The organism is Shinella lacus (assembly GCF_010994755.1).
GTDB classification, from domain to species: domain Bacteria; phylum Pseudomonadota; class Alphaproteobacteria; order Rhizobiales; family Rhizobiaceae; genus Shinella; species Shinella lacus.
The window spans coordinates 82,794-107,984 of record NZ_WHSB02000004.1 but is presented as its reverse complement, the minus strand read 5'-3'; the positions used below and the strand labels follow the sequence as shown (position 1 = coordinate 107,984).

25 protein-coding genes are annotated in these 25,191 nt (G+C 65.3%); 9 read left to right on the top strand and 16 right to left on the bottom strand.

Annotation, left to right across the window (positions count from 1 at the left end):
* The first annotated feature begins 33 nt into the window (after positions 1–33).
* Positions 34–2,190, top strand: a complete 2,157-nt coding sequence (gene ligA / locus GB927_RS11935; protein ID WP_256117136.1) for an NAD-dependent DNA ligase LigA — start codon at positions 34–36, stop codon at positions 2,188–2,190.
* Here the strand turns inward: ligA and GB927_RS11930 are convergent.
* From GB927_RS11930 to GB927_RS11915, 4 genes are all read right to left on the bottom strand, one after another.
* Positions 2,187–3,107: a M23 family metallopeptidase gene (locus tag GB927_RS11930; RefSeq protein WP_256117135.1), complete on the bottom strand. Its 921-nt coding sequence runs from the start codon at positions 3,105–3,107 to the stop codon at positions 2,187–2,189. The genes ligA and GB927_RS11930 overlap by 4 nt on opposite strands.
* Before the next feature lie 128 nt (positions 3,108–3,235).
* Complete coding sequence (locus GB927_RS11925; RefSeq protein ID WP_256117133.1) at positions 3,236–3,646, bottom strand: TIGR02588 family protein; 411 nt, start codon at positions 3,644–3,646, stop codon at positions 3,236–3,238.
* Positions 3,647–3,653: 7 nt separating this feature from the next.
* Positions 3,654–4,502, bottom strand: a complete 849-nt coding sequence (locus tag GB927_RS11920) for a TIGR02587 family membrane protein (RefSeq protein ID WP_256117132.1) — start codon at positions 4,500–4,502, stop codon at positions 3,654–3,656.
* A gap of 70 nt (positions 4,503–4,572) precedes the next feature.
* Positions 4,573–6,513, bottom strand: a complete 1,941-nt coding sequence (locus GB927_RS11915) for a DEAD/DEAH box helicase (protein ID WP_256117131.1) — start codon at positions 6,511–6,513, stop codon at positions 4,573–4,575.
* A gap of 281 nt (positions 6,514–6,794) precedes the next feature.
* Here GB927_RS11915 and panC point away from each other — a divergent pair, with 281 nt between their 5' ends.
* From panC to GB927_RS11895, 4 genes are all read left to right on the top strand, one after another.
* Positions 6,795–7,670 (top strand): pantoate--beta-alanine ligase, encoded by an 876-nt coding sequence (panC, locus tag GB927_RS11910; RefSeq protein ID WP_256117130.1) that lies wholly within the window; start codon positions 6,795–6,797, stop codon positions 7,668–7,670.
* Between the two features lies 1 nt (position 7,671).
* Positions 7,672–8,496, top strand: a complete 825-nt coding sequence (panB, locus tag GB927_RS11905; RefSeq protein ID WP_256117127.1) for a 3-methyl-2-oxobutanoate hydroxymethyltransferase — start codon at positions 7,672–7,674, stop codon at positions 8,494–8,496.
* Positions 8,497–8,759: 263 nt separating this feature from the next.
* On the top strand, positions 8,760–9,491 hold the full coding sequence (locus GB927_RS11900) for an AzlC family ABC transporter permease (protein WP_256117123.1): 732 nt from the start codon (positions 8,760–8,762) through the stop codon (positions 9,489–9,491).
* 2 nt (positions 9,492–9,493) lie between these two features.
* Positions 9,494–9,805 (top strand): AzlD family protein, encoded by a 312-nt coding sequence (locus GB927_RS11895; protein ID WP_256117121.1) that lies wholly within the window; start codon positions 9,494–9,496, stop codon positions 9,803–9,805.
* On the opposite strand, the gene GB927_RS11890 is transcribed toward GB927_RS11895, so the two are convergent.
* The 5 genes from GB927_RS11890 to GB927_RS11870 form a co-directional block, all read right to left on the bottom strand.
* The gene (locus tag GB927_RS11890) at positions 9,795–11,630 is read right to left on the bottom strand and encodes an aminopeptidase P family protein (protein WP_256117120.1); all 1,836 of its coding nucleotides are present in this window, start codon (positions 11,628–11,630) and stop codon (positions 9,795–9,797) included. The genes GB927_RS11895 and GB927_RS11890 overlap by 11 nt on opposite strands.
* A gap of 59 nt (positions 11,631–11,689) precedes the next feature.
* Complete coding sequence (locus tag GB927_RS11885; protein ID WP_256117119.1) at positions 11,690–12,214, bottom strand: hypothetical protein; 525 nt, start codon at positions 12,212–12,214, stop codon at positions 11,690–11,692.
* 365 nt (positions 12,215–12,579) lie between these two features.
* Positions 12,580–13,458 carry a 50S ribosomal protein L11 methyltransferase gene (locus GB927_RS11880; protein ID WP_256117117.1) on the bottom strand — a complete coding sequence of 293 codons (879 nt, stop codon included), beginning with the start codon at positions 13,456–13,458 and terminating at the stop codon, positions 12,580–12,582.
* Positions 13,459–13,536: 78 nt separating this feature from the next.
* Positions 13,537–14,136, bottom strand: a complete 600-nt coding sequence (locus GB927_RS11875) for an SCO family protein (RefSeq protein ID WP_256117115.1) — start codon at positions 14,134–14,136, stop codon at positions 13,537–13,539.
* A gap of 113 nt (positions 14,137–14,249) precedes the next feature.
* Positions 14,250–14,408: a hypothetical protein gene (locus GB927_RS11870; RefSeq protein WP_256117113.1), complete on the bottom strand. Its 159-nt coding sequence runs from the start codon at positions 14,406–14,408 to the stop codon at positions 14,250–14,252.
* A gap of 292 nt (positions 14,409–14,700) precedes the next feature.
* On the opposite strand from GB927_RS11870, the gene GB927_RS11865 reads away from it, so the two are divergent.
* From GB927_RS11865 to GB927_RS11855, 3 genes are all read left to right on the top strand, one after another.
* Positions 14,701–16,674 (top strand): methyl-accepting chemotaxis protein, encoded by a 1,974-nt coding sequence (locus tag GB927_RS11865; protein WP_256117112.1) that lies wholly within the window; start codon positions 14,701–14,703, stop codon positions 16,672–16,674.
* A gap of 2 nt (positions 16,675–16,676) precedes the next feature.
* Positions 16,677–17,141, top strand: coding sequence for a chemotaxis protein CheW (locus GB927_RS11860; RefSeq protein WP_256117111.1), 465 nt, complete (start codon positions 16,677–16,679; stop codon positions 17,139–17,141).
* A 200-nt stretch (positions 17,142–17,341) separates the two neighbouring features.
* A complete protein-coding gene (locus GB927_RS11855; RefSeq protein ID WP_256117110.1) occupies positions 17,342–17,704 on the top strand; it encodes a hypothetical protein in 363 nt (120 codons plus the stop codon).
* 53 nt (positions 17,705–17,757) lie between these two features.
* Here the strand turns inward: GB927_RS11855 and GB927_RS11850 are convergent, their stop codons facing one another.
* The 7 genes from GB927_RS11850 to GB927_RS11820 all read right to left on the bottom strand — a co-directional run bounded on the left by GB927_RS11850 (position 17,758) and on the right by GB927_RS11820 (position 24,086).
* Positions 17,758–18,264 carry a CreA family protein gene (locus tag GB927_RS11850; RefSeq protein WP_256117109.1) on the bottom strand — a complete coding sequence of 169 codons (507 nt, stop codon included), beginning with the start codon at positions 18,262–18,264 and terminating at the stop codon, positions 17,758–17,760.
* Positions 18,265–18,324: 60 nt separating this feature from the next.
* A complete protein-coding gene (locus GB927_RS11845; protein ID WP_256117108.1) occupies positions 18,325–19,071 on the bottom strand; it encodes a copper homeostasis protein CutC in 747 nt (248 codons plus the stop codon).
* A 22-nt stretch (positions 19,072–19,093) separates the two neighbouring features.
* Positions 19,094–20,149, bottom strand: coding sequence for a dipeptidase (locus tag GB927_RS11840; protein ID WP_256117106.1), 1,056 nt, complete (start codon positions 20,147–20,149; stop codon positions 19,094–19,096).
* Positions 20,150–20,231: 82 nt separating this feature from the next.
* On the bottom strand, positions 20,232–21,392 hold the full coding sequence (gene nagA, locus GB927_RS11835; RefSeq protein ID WP_256117104.1) for an N-acetylglucosamine-6-phosphate deacetylase: 1,161 nt from the start codon (positions 21,390–21,392) through the stop codon (positions 20,232–20,234).
* Positions 21,389–22,411: an SIS domain-containing protein gene (locus tag GB927_RS11830; protein WP_256117103.1), complete on the bottom strand. Its 1,023-nt coding sequence runs from the start codon at positions 22,409–22,411 to the stop codon at positions 21,389–21,391. Before GB927_RS11830 ends, nagA begins: the two co-directional genes overlap by 4 nt.
* A 26-nt stretch (positions 22,412–22,437) precedes the next feature.
* Positions 22,438–23,202 (bottom strand): GntR family transcriptional regulator, encoded by a 765-nt coding sequence (locus GB927_RS11825; RefSeq protein WP_256117102.1) that lies wholly within the window; start codon positions 23,200–23,202, stop codon positions 22,438–22,440.
* Positions 23,199–24,086 carry a glucosamine kinase nucleotide-binding domain-containing protein gene (locus GB927_RS11820; protein ID WP_256117100.1) on the bottom strand — a complete coding sequence of 296 codons (888 nt, stop codon included), beginning with the start codon at positions 24,084–24,086 and terminating at the stop codon, positions 23,199–23,201. The genes GB927_RS11825 and GB927_RS11820 overlap by 4 nt, the downstream gene beginning before the upstream one ends.
* Before the next feature lie 197 nt (positions 24,087–24,283).
* Here GB927_RS11820 and GB927_RS11815 point away from each other — a divergent pair, with 197 nt between their 5' ends.
* Positions 24,284–25,177, top strand: a complete 894-nt coding sequence (locus tag GB927_RS11815; RefSeq protein WP_256117099.1) for an N-acetylmuramic acid 6-phosphate etherase — start codon at positions 24,284–24,286, stop codon at positions 25,175–25,177.
* Positions 25,178–25,191: the final 14 nt, after the last annotated feature.

The window sequence follows — 25,191 nt, the reverse complement described above, 5'->3', positions numbered from 1 at the left end:
TGCTCTAAAACGACTCCAAATCCGGAGCATGCCATGGCGAACGCGAAAACACCCGTCGAGACCCTGACCGAAGAAGAGGCTGCGGCCGAGCTGGCCTTTCTGGCGGCGGAGATCGCGCGCAATGACGAGCTCTATCACGGGCAGGATGCGCCCGAGATTTCGGACGCCGACTATGATGCGCTGAAGCGGCGCAACGAGGAGATCGAGGCGCGGTTTCCCGCATTGGTGCGCGATGACAGCCCCTCGCGCCGGGTGGGCTCCGCGCCGCTGCCGACCTTCGCGCCGATCACCCATTCCCGCCCGATGCTGTCGCTCGACAACACGTTTTCCGACGAGGACGTGCGCGATTTCGTCAATTCGGTCTATCGCTTCCTCGGCCGCCTGCCGGACGAATCGATCGCGTTTACCGCCGAACCGAAGATCGACGGGCTCTCGATGTCGATCCGCTACGAGAACGGCCGGCTGGTCAGCGCCGCGACGCGCGGCGATGGTACGACGGGCGAAAACGTCACGGCCAACGTGCTGACCATCGGCGAAATCCCCAACCGCCTGCCGGCCGGTGCGCCTGACGTCGTCGAGGTACGCGGCGAAGTCTACATGGCCAAGAGCGACTTCCTCGCGCTGAACGAAAAGATGGCGGCGGACGGCAAGCAGACCTACGTCAACCCGCGCAACACCGCCGCCGGCTCGTTGCGCCAGCTCGATGCGACGGTGACCGCGAGCCGCAAGCTGCGCTTCTTCGCCTATGCCTGGGGCGAAATGTCCGCCATGCCGGCCGACACGCAATATGGCATGATCGAGGTGCTGAAATCCTGGGGCTTCCCCGTCAATCCGATGACGAAGCGGCTGTCGCGCGTCGATGACATCATCGCGCATTACCGCGAGATCGGCCTTGCCCGCCCGGACCTCGATTATGACATCGACGGCGTCGTCTACAAGGTGGACGAACTGGCGCTGCAGGAGCGCCTCGGCTTCCGCTCGCGCTCGCCGCGCTGGGCGACCGCACACAAGTTTCCGGCCGAGCAGGCCTTCACGACCGTGGAGAAGATCGACATCCAGGTGGGCCGCACCGGCGCGCTGACGCCCGTCGCGCGCCTCACGCCCGTCACCGTTGGCGGCGTGGTGGTCACCAATGCGACGCTGCACAATGCCGATTATATCGAGGGCATCGGCAATAGCGGCGAGCGCATCCGCGCCGAGGAGCACGATATCCGCATCGGCGACACCGTCATCGTGCAGCGCGCGGGCGACGTGATCCCGCAGGTGCTGGACGTGGTGATGGAAAAGCGGCCGGCGGATGCCGTTGCCTATGAGTTCCCGAAAACCTGCCCGGTCTGCGGCAGCCATGCGGTGCGTGAGCGCAACGAAAAAACCGGCCGGCTCGATTCGGTCACGCGCTGCACCGGCGGCTTCGTCTGCCGCGCGCAGGCGGTGGAGCATCTCAAACATTTCGTCTCGCGCAATGCCTTCGATATCGAGGGGTTGGGCTCGAAGCAGATCGACTTCTTCTTCGAGGCGGAAGACCCGTCGCTGACGATCCGCACCGCGCCGGATATTTTTACGCTGGAAAAGCGGCAGGCGGATTCTCTGACGAAGCTCGAAAACATCGATGGCTTCGGCAAGGTGAGCGTGCGCAAACTCTATGACGCCATCGATGCGCGCCGGTCGATTTCCCTCAACCGCTTCATTTACGCGCTCGGCATCCGCCATGTCGGCGAGACGAATGCCAAGCTTCTGGCGCGTGCCTACGGCACCTATGCCGCTTTCGCGGAAGCGATGACGGCGTCCGTCTCGCTCTCGGGCGAGGCCTGGAGCGAGCTCAACAGCATCGACGGTATCGGCGAGGTCGTCGCGCGGGCGATGGTGGAATTCTACAAGGAGCCGCGCAATCTCGACGTGATCGGCCGGCTGTTGCAGGAGGTGACGCCGGAGGCTGCCGAAGCGGTGGTCGTCACCTCAAGCCCGGTCTCCGGCAAAACGGTGGTGTTCACCGGCTCGCTGGAGAAGATGACGCGTGACGAGGCGAAGGCGATGGCGGAGCGGCTGGGCGCCAAGGTGGCGGGCTCGGTGTCCAAGAAGACCGATCTCGTGGTGGCCGGACCGGGCGCCGGCTCCAAGCTCGACAAGGCGAAGGAATTCAATGTCGAGGTGATCGACGAGGACGGCTGGTTCGAGCGGATCAAATCCTAGTTTTGGGGAACAGTGACGGTCGAGCCGCGCACGAGGAAGCGGCCGTCGAAGGTCATCGGCACGCCCTGTCCGGCATTGTAGTCGAGCGTGCCGCCGAGATAGGCGTGCATATGCAGGTGCGGTTCGGTCGAATTGCCGGAATTGCCGACGCGGCCGAGCGTTTCGCCTTCGCTGACGATGGACCCGGCCGCGACCGCAATCGAGCCCTTGCGGAAATGCGCAAGCAGGATGCGCGCCGTGCCGCAGGCAAGGATGACGTGGTTGCCGGCCGGCTGCTCGGTGTTGGTTTCGAAGATGCGATTGTCGTCGACGCCGTCATGGATCGAGATGGCGACGCCGGTGCACGGGCTTTTCACCTCCCGGTCGAAGATCTCGTAGTCGGAAAGCTCTTTCGGCATCAGCCCGTCGGCGCGGGCGCCAAAACCGTTGAGCGCGACGATATCGAGCGCGAAGCGCTGGCTCTGGTCGGCATGGTGATTGTTGATGGCCGTCGCGCTGCCACCCTGGCCGATATAGTAGTGGCCGGCGGCGAAGGGGAAGGCGAGCTCCACGGCGCTATCCTGATAGCCGTAGCCCGACAGCGCGCGGGCGGTGAGCGCCAGGAAGAACACCGCCATCGCCGCGGTGAAGCCGTGCGCGCGCATCGTCGAGGGCGAGCGGTTCCAGTCGCGGCCGCGCAGGCGCTGGTAGGAGAGGGCGGCGCAGGCGGCGTAGGCGACCGGCAGCAGGATCGCCAGCGTTGTGCTCAGAAAATCCCAGCGGCCGATGACGGCGATGAAGGCGAAATAGGATGCGCCGTACAGCACGCGCATGATCCAGCCCAGCCTGTCGGGCGGGCGCGGCAGCCATAGCCATAGAAGAAAGAAGGCTGGCAGGAGAACCTGCGTCGTCAGCAGGATGAGAAGGGGCATTTCCATGGTTCGAGCCTTGCGGGATCTGCCATGCCCTTTTCTCGTCGGCGGACACGGACGGTTGCCTCCTGCTCAATCCATCGGGGCGAAATTGGTTCCACCTTGCCGGCCGTCGTCCACAGCTTGTCGTTGATTTACGGATCGGTATATCCCGCAGGCCGGATATCGAGCGTGCGGCCCGCCGGATCGGCCTGGAACAGGATGGCGCCGGTCGCCTTCGATTCCGCTGCGACATAGTCGAAGACGACGTGGTTTTCCTCGATTACCCTGTCTCCCTCCGTCAGCCGGCCGATGACGGTGACGGCCGCGGCGGTGGTGGTCGCGGTGTTGTAGATGTCGAAGGTGACGCGGCGGCCGGTGGTGGCCTTCTCCGTCGTCAGCACGGTGATGGAGAGGTCCGGCGGCGTCGCCTCACGGGTAAAGGCCTCCCAGCCGAGCCAGCCGAGCATGCCGGCGATCAGCACGGCGGAGACGAGGCCGGTCAGCCATTCGATCCAGTGCGGATCGTGGCGTTCGCGGTGGCGGCCCTTTTCGGTCTTCGTCATCGTCGCCTCACAGGATGAGCCGCGCGGCGGCGGCGCCGAGCGAAGCGGGAAAACCGAGCACGATGACGGAGAGCATGATCTCGACGGCGGAACTGTCGCCGAGCCGCTCGAAGATCCACAGCGTGAAGACGCTGATCGACAGCGCGATGACGTAGCCCGGTAAGGTGAAGCGCACGAAGGCGTGCCACCAGGGGGTTTCCGGTGAAAGCTCGTGCCCGCCGGTAAAGGACACCGCATAGACGAAGCCGTGCATGAGCGCGATGGAGAGGACGGTGACGACGATGGCGTGCCAGATCGTCATCTTGTAGGCGAGCACCATCATCTCGTCGGTGGGCGCGATGTTGAGCGAGAGGAAGAGCGCGCCTGCTCCCATCATGAGGAGTTCGGCGGGGTAGCGCGTTTCCGTCGCGTCGTCGCTGTCCTCGTCGTCGTCATGGCCGAGCTGGCTGCGGCCGAGCATGGCGCCGATGCTGGCCGGCACCGATTGCAGCGCAACCTTGCCGACGAGTTCGCTTGCCGGCATGCCGCCTTTCAGCAGGCCGAGCGCCGACAGCACGACGAGGCTGGTGAGAATGCCGATGCCATAGGCGATGATCGCGTCGCGGACCGCCTCGCGCCAGGTGAAGGTCTCCTCGAAGCCGATGCGATGGGCGAGGAGTACCAGCAGGGGAATGTTGATGAGGAGAAGCAGCAGCAGGCGTTCGCGCGCCATGTAGAAGCCGAGATACCACATTTCCATGGTCATCAGCATGGGCAGCGCCAGGAAAAGCGCGCCGGCGACGCCGCGGCCGAGGCCGGTCACGAAGCGGCTGAATTCACTTCTCTCGTCCCGGGCGGATGCCGCTTCGCCTGCCATTCAAAATCCCCTCGCAAAAGCGCGAGGGAAACGCGGCGCGGTCATGATAGTTCCGCGCCGCCGAAGGCCGTCAGGAGTAATCCGGCTTCTTCGCCTTCGGCTTGCGCGGGGCGCCGTCCGGCTTGGCGAATTTCTCGTCGCGCTTGCCCTTGAAGGGCTTTGCGCCTGCGAAGGGTTTTGCCGGCTTCTTGCTGTCGCCGTCGCGGTCCTTCCAGTGCGGCTTGGCGGCGGCACCCGCCGACTTGTCGCCGTCACGCTTCTCGAAACGCGGCTTCTTGTCGAATTCGCCCTTCGGCTTCCAGTCGGGGCGGCGCTCCGGCTTGTCGTAGCGCGGGTTCTTCTCGCCCGGCATGCGCTCATAGGGCTGCGGGGTGAGGTCCGGCTGGCCGTCGAGCTTCGTCACGCGGATGCCGCGCTCCAGCATGCTGGTCGGGCCGAGATGGCCGAGGAAACCATCGGCGGCTGCGGCGGAGAGTTCCACGAAGGTCTCCTCCGGCTGCATCTTGATCGCGCCGATCTCGTTCTTGGTGATGTTGCCGTTGCGGCAGAGCATCGGGATCAGCCAGCGCGGCTCGGCGCGCTGCTTGCGGCCGACCGAGACGGAAATCCAGACGCTGGAGCCAAAGCCGTCGCGCGGGCGCTTGGTTTCGGCCGGGATGAAATCGTTGCCGCGCTCGCGCGGCTTGCGCTGTTCGAGCGACACCTCGATCAGGTCTTCCGGCGCCGAACGGCCGGCCTTGAAGAAGCGGGCGACGGCGGCGGCGAGCTGTTTCGCATCGTAGCGTGCGACGAGGGCGTCGATGGTTTCGATCTCGTCCTCGCCGATCTTGTCGGTCAGCGTCGGGTCGGCGAGCAGGCGCTCGTCGTCGCGGCGCAGGATGTCCTCGGCCGAGGGCGGGGTTGCCCAGTTCGCCTTGAGATTGGCGATCTGGAGCAGGCGCTCGGCCTTGCGGCGGGCGCTCAGCGGCACGATGAGGGCGCTGACGCCCTTGCGGCCGGCGCGGCCGGTGCGGCCCGAACGGTGCAGCAGCGTGTCCGGATTGGTCGGCAGGTCCGCGTGGATGACGAGTTCGAGGTTCGGCAAGTCGATGCCCCGGGCCGCGACGTCGGTCGCGATGCAGACGCGGGCGCGGCCGTCGCGCATGGCTTGGAGCGCGTGGGTGCGTTCGTTCTGGCTGAGTTCGCCCGACAGCGCCACGACCGAGAAGCCGCGATTGTTGAAGCGGGCGGTGAGGTGGTTCACCGCAGCGCGCGTCGAACAGAACACGATGGCGTTCTGGGCGTCATAGAAGCGCAGAACGTTGATGATGGCGTTCTCGCGGTCGGAGGGCGCCACGAGCAGGGCGCGATAGTCGATATCGACATGCTGCTCGCGTTCGGCGGCGGTCGAGATGCGCATCGCGTTGCGCTGGTAGTTTTTCGCAAGAGCCGCGATTTCCTTCGGCACGGTGGCCGAGAACATCAGCGTGCGGCGGTCTTCGGGTGCGGCTTCGAGGATGAATTCGAGGTCTTCGCGGAAACCGAGGTCGAGCATCTCGTCGGCTTCGTCGAGCACGACGGCGCGGATGGCGCTGAGATCGAGGTTGCCACGGGTGATGTGGTCGCGCAGGCGGCCGGGCGTGCCGACGATGATATGCGCGCCGCGCTCAAGCACGCGGCGTTCGGTGCGCATGTCCATGCCGCCGACGCAGGAGGCCATGACGGCGCCGGTCATCTCGTAGAGCCAGTCCAGCTCACGGTTGACCTGCATGGCGAGTTCGCGGGTCGGCGCGATGACGAGGGCGAGCGGGCTTGCGGCGCGCTCGAAGCGTTCCGCGCCGCCGAGCAGCGTGGGCGCGAGCGCCAGGCCGAAGGCCACGGTCTTGCCGGAGCCGGTCTGCGCGGAGACCAGCGCGTCGGCGTCGCTCAGCTTGGGGTCGGAGACGGTGATCTGGACGGGCGTCAGCGTGGTGTAGCCGCGTTTTTCCAACGCCTTTGCCATCGCCGGAGCGAGGCCTTCAAAACTTGTCATCTAGGGTCTTTCGGAATTCGGGTTCCGCGACGGACTGGCGTCGCACTCTCAGCCCATCCGTGACAGGCATGTGGTGCGCTCTCTACCGGCGATTGGCCGAAATGTACAGTGCGCAAAACGCAACGCTGCCCAGCGGGCCGGCCGATCGCCGGCAAAGGTGTTTGCCGATTGTCTTTTTGCGCTGCACAAGATAGAAAACGGCGCCCCCTCAAGATGGTCCGGAAGAGACCGCGCGGGCGGCATCGCCTGCGGGAGAGGGCGAGAGCAAGGAGGAGCCGCCGATGCAGACGTTCACCACCATCGCGGATTTGCGCGCGGCCCTTGCGCCGCATCGGCTGGACGGCCGCACCATCGGCCTCGTGCCCACCATGGGCTATCTTCATGTCGGCCATATGGAGCTCGCCCGCCGCGCGCGCGCCGAAAACGATATCGTCGTCGCCACCATTTTCGTCAATCCGCTGCAGTTCGGCGCCAACGAGGATCTGGCGCGCTATCCGCGCGATCTCGCCCGCGACCAGGCGATGCTGGAAGCCGAAGGCGTGCACTATCTCTTCGCGCCCGGCGTGGCGGACATGTATCCGCGGCCGATGGAGACGGTGGTCGACGTGCCGAAGCTCGGCGCCGAGCTGGAAGGCTCCGTGCGCCCCGGCCATTTCGCGGGCGTCGCAACGGTCGTGACGAAACTCTTCAACATTGCCGGCCCGGACCGCGCCTATTTCGGCGAGAAGGATTTCCAGCAGCTCACCATCATCCGCCGCATGGCCGAGGACCTCGCCCAGCCCGTCGAGGTGGTCGGCGTCCCCACGGTGCGCGAGGCCGACGGGCTCGCCTGTTCGTCGCGCAATGTCTATCTTTCGGCGGAGGAACGTGCCGCCGCCGCCATCGTGCCGCGGGCGCTCAACGAGGCCGAACGGCTGATCGCCGCCGGTGAAACGGATGCGGCGCGGGTGGAGGAGGCTGTCACCGCCTTCCTGCGCGCCGAGCCCCTGGCCAGGCCCGAAGTGGTCGCGCTGCGCGACCCGGAAACGCTGGCCGACATAGACGGAATTGGTGAAAATCCGGTTCTTTTGTTGCTTTTTGTGCGCTTCGGGAGCACGAAACTCCTCGACAACCGGGTCATCGACCCGAAAAACGTGAAAATTGCAAAGGTAGCGTGACATGAGCGTACACACTGCGAAACGCCGTCTGGCGCCCGCCGACATCCGCGCCCTCAAGGGTGACCGGCCCATCGTCAGCCTCACCGCCTATACGACGCCGATTGCCAAGCTCATGGATCCGCATGTCGATTTCATGCTGGTTGGCGACAGCCTCGGCATGGTGCTCTACGGCCTGGATTCGACCGTCGGCGTGACGATCGAGATGATGATCGCGCACGGCCAGGCCGTCATGCGCGGCTCGTCGAATGCCTGTGTCGTCGTCGACCTGCCGTTCGGCTCCTACCAGCAGTCGAAGGAACAGGCCTTCGCCACCGCCGCCCGCGTGCTGAAGGAAACCGGCTGTTCGGCGATCAAGCTGGAAGGCGGCGCGGAAATGGCCGAGACCGTGGATTTCCTCACGCAGCGCGGCATTCCGGTGCTCGGCCATGTCGGCCTGATGCCGCAGCTCATCAACACGACCGGCGGCTATCGCTCGCTCGGCCGCAATGACAAGGAAGTCGAAAAGATCCGCCGGGATGCCGCGGCCATCGACGATGCCGGCGCCTTCGCCATCGTCATCGAGGGCACGGTGGAGCCGCTGGCGCGCGAAATCACCGGCAAGGTCAAGGCGCCGACCATCGGCATCGGCGCGTCGCCGGAATGCGACGGTCAAGTGCTGGTGGTCGACGACGTGCTCGGTATCTTCACCGATTTCAAGCCGCGCTTCGTCAAGCATTTCGCCAACCTGGCCCCGGTCATGAGCGAGGCCTTCGCGACCTATGCTGAAGAGGTAAAGGCGCGCAGCTTCCCCGGTCCCGAGCACACATTTCAGCTCAAAAAGAGCTGACCTCAGCGCCGCTTGGTAAAATCTCTCCTCCGTCATCCTCGGGCTTGACCGAGGATTCATATCCTGCGGCACGCCTTGAATTCGTTGCTTGGATCCTCGGGTCAAGCCCGAGGATGACGGAGGAGAGTGAGGCGGCATCCATCAGCGCCGGGCTAAAAACGGCATTGAATGATCAACGGCGCTGAACGGTCCATCAGCCATATTGGTTTGCGGGTGGACCGTCGCTGCTCTATGGCTTCGCCATTGCAACATTGAGCAGACCCATGACCCCCGCCACGAAAGAAGAAATCCGCGACGCCTTCCGGCGTGGCAGTGCCGTCGCAATCGCCGCCGCCCCGTTCGCCGTACTCTTCGGCGCCGTCGCCGTCGATAATGGCCTGACGATCGCGGAAGCGGCGCTGATGAGCGCCACGCTTTATGCCGGGGCGAGCCAGCTCGTCGGCGTCGAGCTCTTCAACCATCATGTGGCGCCGTGGTTGGTGGTGCTGTCGATCTTCGCCGTCAACTTCCGCCATGTGCTCTATTCGGCGGCGATCGCCGCGCATATCCGGCACCTGACCTTCTGGCAGAAGGCGACGTCGCTGTTCCTGCTGACCGACCCGCAATTCGCCGAAACCGAGCGGCGTGCCGATTCCGGCATCCGCGTCAGCTATATCTGGTCCATGGTGCTCGGCCTCAGCGTCTATGTGCCCTGGCTGTGCCTCACCATTATCGGCGGCTTTCTCGGCAACCTGATCGGCGATCCCAAGGCTATCGGCATCGACGTGCTGCTGCCGATCTATTTCATGGGCCTCGTTCTTGGTTTCCGCAGCCGGGCGAACTGGCTGCCGGTGGTGCTTGCCTCGGGCGCGGGCTCGATCCTGGCGCTGCATTTCGTCGGCTCGCCCTGGCATGTCAGCCTCGGCGCGCTCGCCGGCATCCTCGTTGCGGCCGTGCTGCCGCTCGACGGCAAGGAGGCCGCGACCCTCGGCGAGACCGTGGAAGGGGAGGCGTGAGCATGGAAACGTTCTTTCACACGCAGACGCTGCTGATCATCGCCGCCGGCGCCATCGCAACCTATCTCACGCGCATCGGCGGCTATGTATTCATCACGCGCATGAAGCGCATTCCGCCGCGCGTCGAGGCGGCGCTGAACGCCGTCCCGGCGGCCGTGCTCACCACGCTGGTGGCGCCGGCTGCCGTAACGGGTGGACTCGACGTGAGCCTCACCCTGCTCGTCGCGCTCGTCGTCGGCCTGCGCCTTTCCGTCCTGCCGATGCTGGCGATCGGCTGGATCGTCGTGATGACTCTGCGTCACGTCATCGGCTGATCACCGCCGTTGCCTGTTCGAGCCAGCGTTTCGTTGCGTCATCCGACAGCAGCGGCAGGAGCTTTTCGCGCGTTTCCGCGTGATAGGCGTTGAGCCAGGCGAGCTCTTCGTCCGTCAGTAGTGATGCGACCACGAGGCGGCGGTCGATCGGGCAGAAGGTCAGCGTCTCGAAGCTGAGCATGTCGAGATCGCCGCCCTCGACGGGGGCTGCCGGCAGCACGTGGATCAGGTTCTCGATGCGGATGCCGAAGGCGCCGGGGCGGTAGTAGCCGGGCTCGTTCGACAGGATCATGCCGGCAAGAAGCTCCTGCGTTGACAGCCGCGCGATGCGCTGCGGGCCTTCATGCACCGAGAGGTAGGAGCCGACGCCGTGGCCGGTGCCGTGGGCGAAGTCCGCACCCGCCTTCCACAGCGCGATGCGGGCGAGCGGATCGAGGTCGCAGCCGCGCGAGCCCTTCGGGAAACGCGCCGTGCTGATCGCGATCATGCCCTTCAGCACCAGCGTGAAGAAGCGCTTCTGTTCCTCCGGCACCGCGCCGATCGCCACGGTGCGGGTGATGTCCGTCGTGCCGTTGATATATTGCGCGCCGGAATCGATGAGAAAAAGCGTGCCCGGCTCGAGGGTCGTGTCCGTTTCGGTCGTCACGCGGTAGTGCATGATGGCGGCGTGCGCGCCGGCGCCGGCGATCGTGTCGAAGGAGACGTCCTTCAGCGGGTTCTGCTGGCGCTCGCCGACATTGCGGCGCACCTCTTCCAGCTTCCTGGTCACGGCGATTTCGGTCTGCGAGCCCGGGGTCGTGCTGTCCAGCCATGCCAGGAACTCGACCATGGCGGCACCGTCCTGCAGATGCGCGCGCGCCGAGCCCTGAAGCTCGACGGCATTCTTGCAGGCGCGGGGCAGGCGGGCGGGATCGACCGCCTCGACCAGCGTGCCGGCCTTGGCGCGCACGATCTCGGCGAGTGCGAAGGGCGCCTGGTCGGGATCGATGAGGATGCGTTTTCCGTCCGCCGCCAGCGCCGTAATGCGCTCGTCGAACTGCGAGGGCGCCACGAGGTCGGCGAGCTGGGTTAGATAGGCTTCCTGCTCGATGCCGGTCTTGCGCTTGTCGAGGAAGAGCTGCGGACGGCCGTCCGCCGGGATGATGGCGCGGGCGAGCGGATGCGGCGTGTGCGGCACGTCGCTACCGCGGATGTTGAAGATCCAGGCGATGGAGGAGGGGTCGGTGACGGCGAGCGCGTCGGCGCCGGCCTTGGCGGTGGCTTCCGCCATCTTCACGAGTTTATCGCGGGCGAGTTCGCCGGCCTGGTCGATGGCCTGGATGGTCACGCGGCCGAGCGGTTCGGCCGGGCGGCCGGTCCAGGCCTTGTCGAGCGGATTGTGCGGCAAGAAGACGAGCGTGCCGCCAAGGCCGGCGAGCGCCTTTTCCAGCCGGCGCACTTCTGCGCCGGTGTGCAGCCAGGGGTCGATGCCGAGCCGAAAACCCTTCGGCGCATGGTTTTGCAGCCAGAGATGCGGCGGCTCGCCAACAAGGTCGCCGCCGGTGAAGACGCTGCCGTCCACCTGTTCGGCAAGCTGGGTGACGTAGCGGCCATCGACGAAGACGATCGCCTGGCCGCGCATGACGAGGGCGACGCCGGCCGAGCCGGTAAAACCCGTCAGCCAGGACAGACGCTCGGCCGAGGCCGGCACATATTCGCCCTGGTATTCGTCGGCGCGCGGCACGAGGAAACCGTCGATGCCGAGCGCGTCGAAGGAGGCGCGCAGCGCATCCGTGCGTTCGCGACCGAACTGGGGCGTGGAGGTGACGTCGAAACTCTGGAACATGGGGGACTTCCGGTAAGGCGATGAATCGTGCCGGCAATCTAGCCGATCGTTCCCCCGCGTCAAAGGCGGGAAAGGTATCCTTCCAGCACGGCGCGGGTGAGGCGCTGGTTGTTGCGATACCAGTCGTCATCGGTGAAGAAGACGGGTTCGCCCGCATCCCAGCCGCTCATCGAAAAATCCGACTGGCGGGCGAAGAAGGCGACGAATTCCGCTTCGGTGGCCCATTCGGCGATCGGCGCGCCGAAATAGACGCCGCCATCCTGCACGTCCGCCAGCATCACACCGGCCTCGGTGCGGATGAGGCCCTGACCGCAGAAATCGCGGTGAAAATCGTAGATCACGCCGTGGTTCGGCTCTTCCGCCATCAGCTTGCGCCATATGCGCTCGGCCAGCGGCGCACCGAGCGGTCTTTTGTCCAGCGCATCGCGAAGCGATTCCGAAACCCGGCGGCGGTCTTCCTCCGAGCGTGTCGTGCTCTCGACGGCCTGCGGGTTGCGGCGGGCCTGGATGGTGGCGCGGATCGCGACCCAGAGCACGAAGACGATGATGGCGAGCGCGATGAGCGGGATGATGGTCGCAGCCATGGTCAGAGGGGTCCGGCCGTGGTTTGAAGAGGTCTTGGATTGGACTTATGCATCTTGCGCATGGCACCTATTCCACAAAGGCTCTGTCGCGATTTTCTGAATCGATTATAAGCAGCGCCAACGAAGCGAACTTAAAACGCGCTTCAAGCGAAACGAAGTGAAAGTTCCTCCAGTCCTTCGAATCGCAAAAAGCTAGGTGTTCCGATCAGGCGTCTTGCCGGTCACTCCTCCTCCCTCCTCCGGGAAGGCGCTCGGAACACATAGGCCCGCTTGAGCGCTCCTCCTCCTCAAGCTCGCGGGCATGGCCGGTTCGCCGGTCCATAGGCGGTGCCTCTGGCACCGCCTTTTTCTTTTCTCCCGCCCCCTTAGCGACGATCGAGATGGATCGTCACCCAGCCTTCGCGCCAGATGGTGCGCACATGGCGCAGGCCGGCACCGTTATAGGCGGCGAGCACCTTCCAGCGCTGCGAGGCGAGGATACCCGACAGGATGACGTCGCCGCCCGGCGCGAGCTGCGCCGCAAGCTGCGGCGCCATGCGCATCAGCGGGCGGGCGAGGATGTTGGCGATGATCAGGTCGAAGGGGCCGTGGCGGCCGAAGGCGGTGGAGTGGAAGCCCGGCGCGGTTTCCAGCGCGATGCCGGAAGCGATGCCATTGAGGCGGACGTTTTCGCGCGCGACGCGGGTGGCGATCGGGTCGATGTCGGTGGCGAGCACCTGGACGGGGCCGAGCTTGCGCGCGGCGATCGCCAGCACGCCGCTGCCTGTCCCAAGGTCAAGCACGCGCCTGACTCTGCGCGAACGCATCACGCCGGAGATGACCTCAAGGCAGCCCGCCGTCGTGCCGTGATGGCCGGTGCCGAAGGCCTGGCCGGCGTCGATCTCGATGGCGATCTCGCCGGCGCGCACCTTGCCGCGGTCATGCGAGCCGTGCACCACGAAGCGGGCGGCGCGCACGGGCTTCAGCCCTTCCAGCGACTTGGCGATCCAGTCGATGTCCGGCAGTTCCTCGCGCTGGATTTCGCTATCGGGGAAATCGGCGGCGAGAAGGGCTGCGAAGCGTTCGTGGATCTCCGCCTCGTCCGGGCGGAACATGTAGATGGAGGCTTCCCAGATGTCCCGCTTCTCGTCGATCTCCATCGTCGCGATGGCGTAGCCTTCTTCCTCGAAGGCGTCGGTCATCAGCGAGAGTGCGGCATCGGCCAGCTTCTCGGTCGTGGTGATGTAGAGGCGGATTTCGCTCACGGCTGGGGTCCCTGTTGTCAGGGCTCCGCCTAGCATGTCCGAAAGCCGAGGGCAAAGGCGGATCGCCCGCCCAGCCGCTTATCCCTTGATGAGGTTGGCGAGCTTCTGTTCGGCGACGTCGGCATTCTCGCCGTAGGCGATGGTGCCGGTGAAGCGGCCGGTCGCGTCGAGCAGGAAGACGGATGCGGTATGGTCCATCGTGTAGTCGCCATCCGGCTTCTTTTCGTCGAGCGGCACCTTGCGATAGTAGACGCGGAAACCCTTGACCATCTCCAGAACCTTTTCCGGCGGGCCGGAAATGCCGGTGATGCGCTTGGAGACGTTGCCGACATACTGGCCGATCAGTTCCGGCGTATCGCGCTCGGGATCGACGGTAATGAAATAGGCCTGCATCTTCGAGCCGTCCGGATCGACCTTGCTCAGCCAGCCGTTCAGCTCGAACAGCGTGGTCGGGCAGACCTCCGGGCAATGGGTGAAGCCGAAGAACAGGGCGGTCGGCTTGCCGGTGAAGGCCTTTTCGCTGATCGGCTTGCCATCCTGCGCGACGAGCGTGAAGGGCACGCCGAACGGGCCGCCCGTCACCTCGTTCTTCGCGCCGGTCATTTCCAGCGTCAGCCAGCCGAGCAGCGCGGCGACGAGGGCGACGGCGATCCAGAGTACGAGGCGCAGGGTCTTCATGGCAGTCCTTCGATGGGGCTATGTCGGCAGGTGTTCGCCGGTGTCATAGTCCTTCGCCGGGGCGGGAGCAAAGGCGCCAATTGCCGCAACGGGAAATGCTCGCGGGATTGTGATCAGAAGCACCAGGCCATGCCGGATTCGGCAAGGCTCAAAAAGATCGCCGAGCCATGCTCCAGCCAGCCGGCAAAGGCGGCGGTGGCGGCCATGACGCCGAGGCCGAGCGCGATGAGCGCAGCGGGCAGAGCGATATATCGGCTGGTCGTCTTTTCCATGTGCGCGAATATAGCGTGAAACGGCAGGTTTTGGAACCGCTCCCCCTCACGCAACGTTTGATAATCCGGCGGGTCGGAATCTATCAATTTTTACTAAAATACAGGTTCCCGCACTCAATCCTTAGCCATTGTTTAATCTCTCTTTGTCACGGTCCGGATACGCATAAGGGCCGGAATCGGTCCATCGGGCATGATGTCCATCGACCGCGGGAGACGGCGAGGAAGCGTATTTCACCCAGGATCCAGAAGGGATGCCGCGGCGAGGGCCGGGCTCGATCGGGCGAACCGCATCATGTCTCACGAAAATTCAGCGAAGGGCCGGACCCTTTCCGTCAGTTCCCGTCTTGCGACGCTCGGCGCCGCCGCGTTCCTCGGCTTCGGCGCGATGCTCGCGGCTGGCTGGTACGGCGGCACGACGATCCGCGCGGCCTCCGAAGCCGCCGTCTCCATCCAGAACAATGTCGATCAGGTCGAGGCCATGCGCCTTGCCAATGTCGATCTGGTGCTCGTCGCGATGGACAGCATCATCGACCGCGACGAGAAGGCCATCCAGCCGGCGCGGCTGGAAACGATTGCGGCATCGCTGAAGACGCTGAAAGATGGCTCGGAGGCGGCAAAGCGCCTCGCAGCCGAACTCGGCAAGCCGGCGCTGCTCGATTCTTACGCCGGCGACCTGCAGCAGATCGAAACCGCGATCTCCGTCGATCTCAAGAAGATGATCGAGGAGGGCGCGCCGATCGAGGCCTTCGCGGCGATCGACGACGCCATCGACAGCGGCGGCGAGCGCATGACGACGGCGCTGGGCGCACTGGCGGAGGAAGGCTCGGCGCTGCTTCAGGCGCGCGTCAACGATGCGCAGCATGCCTCGTCGACATCCATCCAGTACCAGATCGCCATTGGCCTTTTCGGCATGATCACGCTGCTCGGCCTGATCGTCTATCACGGCAACATGCTGCGCCGGGGTATCTTCGCCGTGCGCGACAGCATGCAGCGCATTCTGTCCGGCGACCTCAACACCGTCGTCGCCGCCACCGAACGGGGCGACGAGATCGGCGAGATGGCGCGCTCCGCGGAAGCCTTTCGCCACGCCGCCGTCGAAAAGCGCGCACTGGAACACGCGAACGAAGAGACCCGCACGAAAATCGAAACCGAACGGCATGGCCGCGAGGCGGTTGCCCGCGACGACGAACAGCAGGTGAAGGTGGCCGTCGAGGCGCTCGGCCGCGGCCTCAACCGGTTGTCGGACGGCGACCTGACGGTCGTTCTCCTCGATCCCTTCCGCGCCGATCTCGAGCAATTGCGCACCGACTTCAACAACACCGTCGAGCGCCTGCGCAATGTCATGGCCGAGGTGAAGGACAATACCGGCTCCATCCAGTCGAACAGCGGGCAGATGCGCGCGGCGGCCGACGACCTCGCTCGGCGGACCGAGCAGCAGGCGGCCTCGCTGGAGGAAACCTCCGCAGCGCTCGAAGAGATCATGACCACGGTGCGCACGGCGACGGCGCGGGCGGAAGAGGCCGGCCAGATGGTCGATTCGACCAAGGCGAGCGCGGTGGAATCCGAGCGCATCGTCAGCGACGCCATGGCCGCCATGCAGCGCATCGAAGGTGCGTCCAGCGAGATCGGCAAGATCATCAACGTCATCGACGAGATCGCCTTCCAGACCAACCTCTTGGCGCTGAATGCCGGCGTCGAGGCTGCCCGTGCAGGCGAGGCCGGCAAAGGCTTTGCGGTCGTGGCGCAGGAGGTGCGTGAACTCGCCCAGCGCGCGGCCGGTGCTGCCAAGGACATCAAGAGCCTCGTCACGCGCTCCTCGGACGAGGTGAAGACCGGCTCCCGCCTGGTGCAGGCGACCGGCGAATCGCTCGGCCGCATCGGCGGCGACGTGCTGCGCATCCACGAACACATGAGCTCGATCGTCACCGCCGCGCGCGAACAGACGAGCGGCCTCCAGGAAATCAACGTCGCCGTCACCCAGATGGACCAGGTGACGCAGCAGAACGCCGCCATGGTCGAAGAGACCAATGCGGCAAGCCATACGCTGGCCCAGGACGCGGAAAACCTCTCGCGCCTCGTCGGCCAGTTCCAGATCCGCGAGGGCGCACGCGCCTCCGTCGGTAGCCCGAGGGCGGTCTCCACCGCCTCCCGTCCCGCCCCGTCCCCGGCAAGAAACCTTGTCTCCAAGGTTGCCGGAGCATTCAGCAGCAGTGCAGCGTCCAAAGGCAATGCCCAGGCCGCCGCCGAGAACTGGGAAGAGTTCTGATCATGTCCAACGCCATCAAACAGTCCGGCGCCTTTCTCGAAATCGTCTCCTTTCACTTAGGGGAACAGGAATTCTGCATTGACATCATGGCCATCCGCGAAATCCGCGGCTGGGCACCGGTGACGCCGATGCCGCACACGCCGCCCTACGTGCTCGGCCTCATCAACCTGCGCGGCGCGGTGATCCCGGTCATCGACATGGCCTGCCGCCTCGGCATGAAGATGACGGAGCCGTCCGAGCGTTCCGCCATCATCGTCACCGACATTGCCGGCAAGCTGGTCGGCCTGCTGGTCGAGCAGGTCTCCGACATGATGACCATCAAGAGCGAGGACCTTCAGCCGGCGCCGGAGATCATTCCGGAAGCCCAGCGCGCCTTCTGCCGCGGCATCGTGGCGCTGGAAAAGTCGATGGTCTGCTTCCTCAACCTCGACACCGTCATCGCCGACGAACTCGCCCAGGCCGCCTGATCGGGTCTAGGGAAGCATCTCGGGCCTTGTGCACCCGACCGTTTTTCGGTCGGGTGCTTTTGCATGTCGGCAAGTAGTTCCATCTGAAGTTTCGAATATTTGCGCTTTTGAATGCACGATCTTGTGATGATTTATTAGGAACCAAGCGAAGGTGTTGCCGTTTCCTCCATGCTTCCAAAGAGAAACAATGGAGAATTCCCATGAAGAAGACAGTCACCATCGCTCTTGCTTCGCTTCTCGCCATCGCACCCGCCGCCGGCATTGCCTATGCGCAGGATGCAACGGCACCCATGACCTCCGACGGCATGTCGACGGGCTCCATCGCGGCCGATAGCGTGGACGTCGTGAAGATTTCCTCGCTTGAAGCCGATGACAGCCAGCGCGGCGAGGCCGAGCGCCTGACGCTGAAGGCAAACGATCCGGCCACTATGGAAAAGGTCCAGAGCGAGCTGCAGGGCGTGCCGGGCCTGGCCGATGCGCTGGCCTCCAAGAACGTCCAGCTTGAGAACGTCGTTGAAATCCAGACCTCTGCGACCGGCGGCAAGGTCGTCTACGTCAAGTAAATGGCCAATCACCGCGAAAAATGCCCCGGACCTTTCAGGTGCCGGGGCGTTTTTTATGGTTTGCCGTTTTCCCAGGTGACGGTCTCGCCATAGAGCGGCACGGTGGAGATCGACATCTTTGCCGATCCCTCGGTGAGTTCGCGCGAATGGGCGAGATAGATCAGCGTATCGTTCTTCTTGTCGTAGATGCGCGTGACGATCAGCGCCTTCCAGATCAGCGACAGGCCGGACTTGAAGACCTCTTCGCCCTCGCGGTCGAGCTCTATGTCGCCGATGGTGATCGGGCCGGTCTGCTGGCAGGAGATGGCGTTGTTCGATGGGTCTTCGAACCAGTTGCCCTTCTTCAGGCGGTCGATGACGGAACGGTCGAAATAGGTGACATGGCAGGTGACGCCGGAGACCTCGGGATCGGTGACCGCATCGACATAGATATCGTTGCCGATCCAGTCGACGCCGACCTTGCCGACGGTCTCGGCGGTCGCAGGCACGGCGGCGAGCGCCAAGAGGCCGGCGGCGATGACTGTGCGGGGGCGGAAAGAGGCAAAAGTCTTGAGCGGCATCATTGGTCTCCTTGTTCCGCTATCACGTAAGGGACGGACCGCCGCTTGCAAGGTGCCGCGTCAGGATTTCGCGGCGGCGATGATGGCGCGCACGGCGTCCCTGTCGGTCAACGTCAGTTCGTATTCGCGGTCCTTCTCCGTGCCGCCCATGCCGACATGCGGATTGCGGAAGGTCATGCCGCTCGGCACGGTCGTCAGCGCCGCGAAGTGCAGTTCGGTGAGGCCGGTCTCGTCGCGGACCTTTTGGATGTTTTCCGCATCGAGCGCGCCGCAGCCCATGACGACGATACGGCCGCCAGCCTGTTCGTGGGCGCTTTTCAGGATGGCAATGCCTTCAAGCGCGGTGTCGCGCTGGCCGGAGGTCAGCACGCGGTTCACGCCGCAGCGGATGAGCGCTTCCAGCGCCTCGCCGGCATCCGCCGTCATGTCGAAGGCGCGATGGCAGGTGACGGACATCGGGCGCGCGGCCTCGACCAGCGTCTTGGTGCGCGCCTCGTCGATCCGGCCGTCCGGCGTCAGGCAGCCGATGACGACACCCGCGACACCTTCCTCGCGCAGCGCCTTGATGTCTTCGACCATCGTCTCGAATTCCGTTTCCGAATACAGAAAATCGCCGCCGCGGGGGCGAATGATGACGTGGACGGGGATTTTTGCCGCCTTCACCGTGGCGCGGATCGTGGCGAGGCTCGGCGTCAGGCCGCCTTCGACCAGGCTCGCGCAGAGCTCCACCCGGTCGGCACCGGCGTCCTGCGCGGCGAGAAAACCGTCGATGCCTTCGACGCAGAGTTCGATGAGGGGCTTGGTCATGGCGTTTTTCCGGTCTTCGAGGTCAGGCTTCGCGCCAGACGGTTTTCAGGAGCCGCAGCCAGTTTTCCCGGCAAAGCTTCGCAAGGTCGTCTTCGCCGTAGCCGGCGCAGCGCAGCGCCTCGACGAGCGCCTGGTTGCCGGCGGCATCGCCGATCGCGGCGGGGATGGTCGCGCCGTCGAAATCCGAGCCGAGCGCCACGCAGTCGATGCCCATGCGATCCACCATGTGGTCGATATGGCGCACCATGTCGGAAAGGGGCGTATCGGCATTTTCGAGGCCGTCGGGGCGCAGCATGGTGGTGGCATAGTTGAGGCCGGCAATGCCCTTGCGCTCGCGGATCGCGTCGAGCTGGCGGTCGGTGAGGTTGCGCGAGATCGGCGTCAGCGCGTGCGCATTGGAATGGGTGGCGACGAGCGGCGCGGTGCTGATGCGCTCGACGTCCCAGAAACCTTGTTCGGTAATGTGGGCGAGGTCGATCATGATGCCGAGCCGGTCGCAGGCCTTGATCAGCTCGAAGCCGGCATCGGTGAGGCCGGGGCCGGTATCGGGCGAGGAGGGGAAGGCGAAGGGCACGCCATGGCCGAACAGGTTGTGGCGGCTCCAGACGGGGCCGAGCGAGCGCAGGCCCTTGGCATGGAAGGTTTCGAGGTTCGAGAGGTCCTTTGCAATCGGCTCGCAGCCCTCGATATGGAGGACGGCGGCGAAGCGGCCGCTGTCCATCGCGGCGCGAATGTCTGCGGTGGAGCGGCAGATTGACAGGCCGCCGGCCTGCTCCAGCCTTGAGGCGATGTCCGTCATTTCAAGCGCGATCTTCAGCGCTTCGGCCTGATCGCGCGGGCCGACCATGCGGACACTGTAATGGCCGTTCTGGTCCACTTCGCGGGCCGGATAATCTTCCTTCGGCGGGATGAACATGGCGCAGAAGCCGCCGGCCAGGCCGCCCTTGCGGGCGCGGGGCGCGTCGATATGGCCCTTGTCCGTGCCCTCGACGAATTCGGCGATCGGGTCGGCTCCCTTCTGTGCATTTTCCCAAAGGCGCAGGAGAACGTCGTTATGGCCGTCGAAGATCAATTGCATGTGCCGCTCCGAAAAAGAAACGCATCCGATCGGTTGGGTAGAACCGATTCCGCCGATGCCCGCAAGGCGACGGCGGTCGCTCTCAGGCGGCGAAGACCGGCGTGCCGGCAATCCAGGTGGAGACGACGTCGACATCGCGGCCGATGACGGCGAAATCCGCATCGTGGCCATGGGTGAGGCGGCCCTTGCGGCCCGTCATGCCGATGGCTTCCGCCGGATAGAGCGAGGCCATGCGCAGTGCTTCCTCCAGGCCGATGCCGGCGTGGTCGCGCATGAAGCGGATGCAGGAGGCCATGTCGATGTCGGCGCCGGCCAGCGTGCCGTCGGCCAGCGTCAGGCGCCCGCCCTCGCGAAAGATTTCGCGGCCGTTGAGGAAGAAGCTCGTCATGTCGGTGCCGATGGTCGACATGGCGTCGGTGACGAGGAAGATGCGGCCGGGGCCGCGTTTTGCCCGCAATGCGACGCCGATCGAGGCGGGATCGACGTGGAAGCCGTCGGCGATCAGGCCGGCATTCAGGTGGCCGAGGTCCAAGGCGGCGCCGACCATGCCGGGCTCACGGTGGCCGAGCGGGCTCATGGCGTTGAAGAGGTGCGTCATCATGCTGGCGCCCGCCTCGACGGCGGCAGCGGCCGTGCGGTAGCCGCAATCCGAATGGCCGAGGCTGACGGTGACGCCGGCGGCCTTGAGTGCCGCGATCTGCGCGTTGCTGGCGTTTTCCGGCGCGAGCGTCATTAGCAGCGCTTCGAGGCCCTGGCGGGCCGCGATGGTGCGGTCGAGATCGGCCTGTTCCATCGGGCGGATCAGCTGCGGGTCGTGCGCGCCCTTGCGGGCGACGGAGAGATGCGGGCCTTCGAGATGCAGGCCGAGGAAGCCGGGCACGTTTGCCTTACGGGCCGCAAGGCCGGCGGCGATCGTATCGGTGGTCACCGCGCGGTTGTCGGTGATCAGCGTCGGCAGCAGCGCGGTCGTGCCGAAGCGGGCATGGGCCGCGCAAATGGTGCGGATGCCGTCGAGGTCCGGCCGCTCGTTCAGCAGCACGCCGCCGCCGCCATTGACCTGGAGGTCGATGAAGCCGGGGACGAGCGACAGCCCGTCCATCGGCACGATGCGGGCGTCGCCCGGCAGCTCTTTCCGCGCGACGATGCCGGCGACCTTGCCGCCGTCGATCAGGAGCGCGCTGTCCTCATGCCACAGATCGCCGTCGAAAATCCGGGCGCCGGTAATGGCGGTGCGCGCAGTCATCGGGTTTCCGTCACTTTCTTGAGGTTGACCGGCTTGTCGGGATCGAGGCCGCGCCCGCGCGACCAGGCTTCGACGAAGCCATAGAAGGGTACGATGAGGGCAAGCGCATCGGTGATCGGGTGGCCGGTGGCGACGAAGGGCAGTTTGCGCGCGCTTTTCGCACCGGCGGCGGTGACGCCGGCATAGGCGCCGCGGTCGGCGAGGCTGTCGGCCATGCCGGTGACGGAGGCTTCCGCCGCGTCGCGGGCGGCAAGGGCCACGACTGGGAAGGACGGGCCGACGAGGGCGACCGGGCCGTGCAGCACTTCCGCGGAGGAATAGGCCTCGGCATGCATGCCCGAGGTTTCCTTGAACTTCAGCGCCGCCTCGCTGGCGATCGCCAGGCCCGGGCCGCGGCCGAGCACGTAGAGCGACTGGGCGTCCTTGAGGTCGTCGGCAAGCTCGCTCCAGTCGAGCGCCACGGCCTTGGCGAACTGTTCCGGCAGGTTCTTGACGGCGCGGTCGAGGTCGGTGTCGCCCGTCCATTCGGCGAGCACGGCAAGGCCGGCGACGATGGAGTTCACGTAGGACTTCGTGGCGGCAACGCTGATTTCTGGGCCGGCCGAGAGGTCGAGCGAATGCAGGCAGGCGTCTGCCAGCGGCGAGGGCAGCGTGTTGGTGAGCGCAATCGAGATCGCGCCGCCCTTCGTCGCGCCTTCCGCCATGGCGACGATGTCCGGGCTCTTGCCGGACTGGGAGATGGCGATGGCGGCAGCACCGCCGAGCTTCAGCTTGGCGCCGTAGATGGAGGCGAGCGACGGGCCGAGGGAGGCGACCGGCCGGCCGGCGGTGAGTTCGATCGCATATTTCAGGAAGAGGGCGGCGTGGTCGGACGAGCCACGGGCGACGGTCACGAAGAACTGCGGGTCGCGTTCGCGTAGCGCCTTGCCGGCGGCCGTGATGGCGCTGGCGGAATTGGCCAGCAGGCGGGCTGCCGCTTCCGGGATCTCGTTGATTTCTTTCCGCATGTTGGTCTGCATGGCATTACCTTTGTCTGTTTGGACGCTTACGTCTCGGAGAGCGTCAGTTCGGCGACGAAATCGTAGGCGTCGCCGCGATAGATCGACCGGGTAAATTCGACGACCCGGCCGGAACGAAGATAGGAGACCCGCTCGATGGAAAGCCCTGCCGATCCGGCTGGCACGCCGAGCATGGCGGCATCGGGGTCCTTCATGTTGTAGGCGGAAATGCGCTGCACCGCGCGCACCGGCCGGCAGCCGCGCTTTTCCAGCGCCGCATAGAGCGAACCCTGTACCTGCAACGGATCCGGCAGGAATTCCGCCGAGATGCAGGCGCGCTCGATGGCGAGCGGCATGTCGTCCGCCACGCGCAGGCGCCCGAGGCGGGCGACGAGGGCGTCTGCGGGGAGGCCAAGCATCATCATCTCGTCGGGCGAGGGGTGGAACAGGCCGCGGTCGAGCCATTCGGCCTTGGTCGTCAGGCCGCGGCGCGCCATGTCCTCGGTAAAGGAGGTGAGGCGGGAGAGCGACTGCTGCACCTTGGCGACCGGTTTGGCGACGAAGGTGCCAGAGCCGTGGCGGCGCACCAGCAGGCCATCCTTGACGAGGTCGTCGACCGCCTTTCGCACCGTGACGCGGCTGACATTGGCGTGGTCGGCGAGGTCGCGTTCGGCCGGCAGCGCATCGCCGTGGTTCAGCTTGCCGGAGGTGATGGCGTCTTCCAGCGTCTGGCGCAGTTTCAGGTAGAGCGGGCCGGGCACGCCCGATTGCAGGCTTTCCGGGGTGAGGATCGCGGCGAGGGGCGTGCTCATGCGGCGGCTCCCGTGCGCTGTCTGTATCGGTTGGCGGCGAGAGCCACGGCGCCCGTCAGGGCATCCGCTTCGGCCTCCACCAGGATCGACCGGTGCCGCTCGGACAGCCATTCCGGATAGAGCGGTGCCAGCCCGCCGAGCAGGCAGAGGCGCGGTGCGCCGGCAAGCGCCATGATGGCATCGAGGGAGGCGTTCACCGATGCGGCCCCTGCCTTGACGATGGCGATTGCCTGCGGGTCGCCCTGGCGGGCATGGTCGAAGACCAAAGGTGCGTAGCGGCCGAAATCGCCGGGCTTGGAGAGACGGGCGAATTCGACGATGCCGCGCGGATCATGCTTGAACTCGTCCAGCACGGCATCCGTGACGCCCGAGCGGGGAATGACGCCGTCATGGGCGAGCAGCGCTTCCTGCAACAGCGCATGGCCGACGCGCGCGCCGCCGCCGAGATCGCCGACGGTAAAACCCCAGCCGCCGATGTAGCGGACCACATTGTTCTTGCGCCCCATATAGATGGAGCCGGTGCCGAGGATCGCCACCGCACCGTCCTCATCGCCGATCGCGCCCTGGAGGGCGATCAGGCCGTCGGAATCAATGTCGGTGTGGCGGAAGGGTAAGCGGTCGTGCACATAACGGGTGAGATCGCCGACATTGGTGCCGGCAAGGCCGAGAAAGGCGGAGGCGCCGGTGACACCGGTCTCGTCGAACCCGGCATCGCGATAGGCGGCCTTGGCGGCTTCCGTGATCGAAATGATCGCATTGTTGGGGTCGGTCAGGATATTGGCCGCGCCGCTCTTGCCGCGGCCGAGAATGACGCCATGCGGGTCTGCGACCGCGGCACGGCAACTCGTTCCTCCCCCGTCGATACCGAGAATGTAATCCGTCATGGGCACCTCCGGAGACAACGATACCAAAAAAATACCATTAACCAAGGGGTATGGTGGTATCGAAAATAAGCTTTCGTGCAAATTATTGATTTTAAATAATAAAAATATCTGGTGCCAAAAAAGTGGTCTCAAAAATTAATTTCCTATGGACAATTGGTATTTTTTTGGCATTAATTTCGGGCAGAGGAGATATGGCGATGACTGCAGGCAGGACCGAAGGCAGGCATGATCAGGCAAGCGGGCTCGACGAGCGTCAGCCCGTGGATGTCCTGAAAGTGCTGGCCGATGCGCAGAAGGCCGCGGCCGCCGTGGTCGATGCCGCGCTCGCCGATATAGCCGCTGCGGCGCGCCTTGCCGCCGATGCGATTCTGGCCGGCCGGCGCCTCGTCTATGTGGGCGCCGGCAGCTCCGGCCTGATGGCCATGGCCGATGCGCTCGAACTTCCCGGCACCTACGGCATCGCCCGTGATCGCATCGTCATCCTGTTGGCTGGCGGCGCTGCGAGCCTCGAAGATCTCGCCGGCGGTTATGAGGACGACCGCGACCTTGCCTTCAATGATGCCTCGGCTGCTTCGATCGGTGCGGGAGACTGCGTGATTGCCGTTTCCGCGAGCGGCAGCACGCCCTATGTGCTGGCGATCGCCGATTATGCGCGCGAGAAGGGCGCCTCCGTCGTGGCGCTTGCCAACAATCCGGGTGCGGTGCTTTTCGAAGGTGCCGATGTCTCGATCCTGTTGCAGACGCCGCCGGAGGTGATTTCCGGCTCGACGCGCATGGGGGCGGGCACGGCCCAGAAGATCGCCTTCAACCTGTTTTCCACGCTGGTCGGCGTGCATCTCGGCCACGTGCACGATGGCCACATGGTCAATCTCAAGGCCGACAATATCAAGCTGAAGGGGCGGGCCTGCCGCATCGTGTCCGACATTTCCGGTGTCGGGCTCGATGAGGCGGAACGCCTGCTTGCGCGTTCAGAAGGCTCGGTCAAGACGGCCGTCCTGCTCGCCGCGGGGGCAGAGGACGCCAGCGTCGCTGCGGCGGTGCTGGAGCGGTCGGGGCAAAGCCTCCGGCGCGCCCTCAAGGCTCTCGGATAACATGGTCTCAAAAC

What these genes read in the sequence shown, in the direction of transcription:
- GB927_RS11890 (WP_256117120.1), bottom strand. Translation starts at nt 11,630, where the DNA reads ATGTTCCAGAGTTTCGACGTCACCTCCACGCCCCAGTTCGGTCGCGAA.
- GB927_RS11875 (WP_256117115.1), bottom strand. Translation starts at nt 14,136, where the DNA reads ATGAAGACCCTGCGCCTCGTACTCTGGATCGCCGTCGCCCTCGTCGCC.
- GB927_RS11830 (WP_256117103.1), bottom strand. Translation starts at nt 22,411, where the DNA reads ATGCAGACCAACATGCGGAAAGAAATCAACGAGATCCCGGAAGCGGCA.
- panB (WP_256117127.1), top strand. Translation starts at nt 7,672, where the DNA reads ATGAGCGTACACACTGCGAAACGCCGTCTGGCGCCCGCCGACATCCGC.
- GB927_RS11920 (WP_256117132.1), bottom strand. Translation starts at nt 4,502, where the DNA reads ATGGCAGGCGAAGCGGCATCCGCCCGGGACGAGAGAAGTGAATTCAGC.
- GB927_RS11895 (WP_256117121.1), top strand. Translation starts at nt 9,494, where the DNA reads ATGGAAACGTTCTTTCACACGCAGACGCTGCTGATCATCGCCGCCGGC.
- GB927_RS11845 (WP_256117108.1), bottom strand. Translation starts at nt 19,071, where the DNA reads ATGACCAAGCCCCTCATCGAACTCTGCGTCGAAGGCATCGACGGTTTT.
- GB927_RS11930 (WP_256117135.1), bottom strand. Translation starts at nt 3,107, where the DNA reads ATGGAAATGCCCCTTCTCATCCTGCTGACGACGCAGGTTCTCCTGCCA.
- ligA (WP_256117136.1), top strand. Translation starts at nt 34, where the DNA reads ATGGCGAACGCGAAAACACCCGTCGAGACCCTGACCGAAGAAGAGGCT.
- GB927_RS11865 (WP_256117112.1), top strand. Translation starts at nt 14,701, where the DNA reads ATGTCTCACGAAAATTCAGCGAAGGGCCGGACCCTTTCCGTCAGTTCC.
- panC (WP_256117130.1), top strand. Translation starts at nt 6,795, where the DNA reads ATGCAGACGTTCACCACCATCGCGGATTTGCGCGCGGCCCTTGCGCCG.
- GB927_RS11815 (WP_256117099.1), top strand. Translation starts at nt 24,284, where the DNA reads ATGACTGCAGGCAGGACCGAAGGCAGGCATGATCAGGCAAGCGGGCTC.
- GB927_RS11860 (WP_256117111.1), top strand. Translation starts at nt 16,677, where the DNA reads ATGTCCAACGCCATCAAACAGTCCGGCGCCTTTCTCGAAATCGTCTCC.
- GB927_RS11870 (WP_256117113.1), bottom strand. Translation starts at nt 14,408, where the DNA reads ATGGAAAAGACGACCAGCCGATATATCGCTCTGCCCGCTGCGCTCATC.
- GB927_RS11925 (WP_256117133.1), bottom strand. Translation starts at nt 3,646, where the DNA reads ATGACGAAGACCGAAAAGGGCCGCCACCGCGAACGCCACGATCCGCAC.
- GB927_RS11885 (WP_256117119.1), bottom strand. Translation starts at nt 12,214, where the DNA reads ATGGCTGCGACCATCATCCCGCTCATCGCGCTCGCCATCATCGTCTTC.
- GB927_RS11915 (WP_256117131.1), bottom strand. Translation starts at nt 6,513, where the DNA reads ATGACAAGTTTTGAAGGCCTCGCTCCGGCGATGGCAAAGGCGTTGGAA.
- GB927_RS11825 (WP_256117102.1), bottom strand. Translation starts at nt 23,202, where the DNA reads ATGAGCACGCCCCTCGCCGCGATCCTCACCCCGGAAAGCCTGCAATCG.
- GB927_RS11840 (WP_256117106.1), bottom strand. Translation starts at nt 20,149, where the DNA reads ATGCAATTGATCTTCGACGGCCATAACGACGTTCTCCTGCGCCTTTGG.
- GB927_RS11820 (WP_256117100.1), bottom strand. Translation starts at nt 24,086, where the DNA reads ATGACGGATTACATTCTCGGTATCGACGGGGGAGGAACGAGTTGCCGT.
- nagA (WP_256117104.1), bottom strand. Translation starts at nt 21,392, where the DNA reads ATGACTGCGCGCACCGCCATTACCGGCGCCCGGATTTTCGACGGCGAT.
- GB927_RS11900 (WP_256117123.1), top strand. Translation starts at nt 8,760, where the DNA reads ATGACCCCCGCCACGAAAGAAGAAATCCGCGACGCCTTCCGGCGTGGC.
- GB927_RS11850 (WP_256117109.1), bottom strand. Translation starts at nt 18,264, where the DNA reads ATGCCGCTCAAGACTTTTGCCTCTTTCCGCCCCCGCACAGTCATCGCC.
- GB927_RS11855 (WP_256117110.1), top strand. Translation starts at nt 17,342, where the DNA reads ATGAAGAAGACAGTCACCATCGCTCTTGCTTCGCTTCTCGCCATCGCA.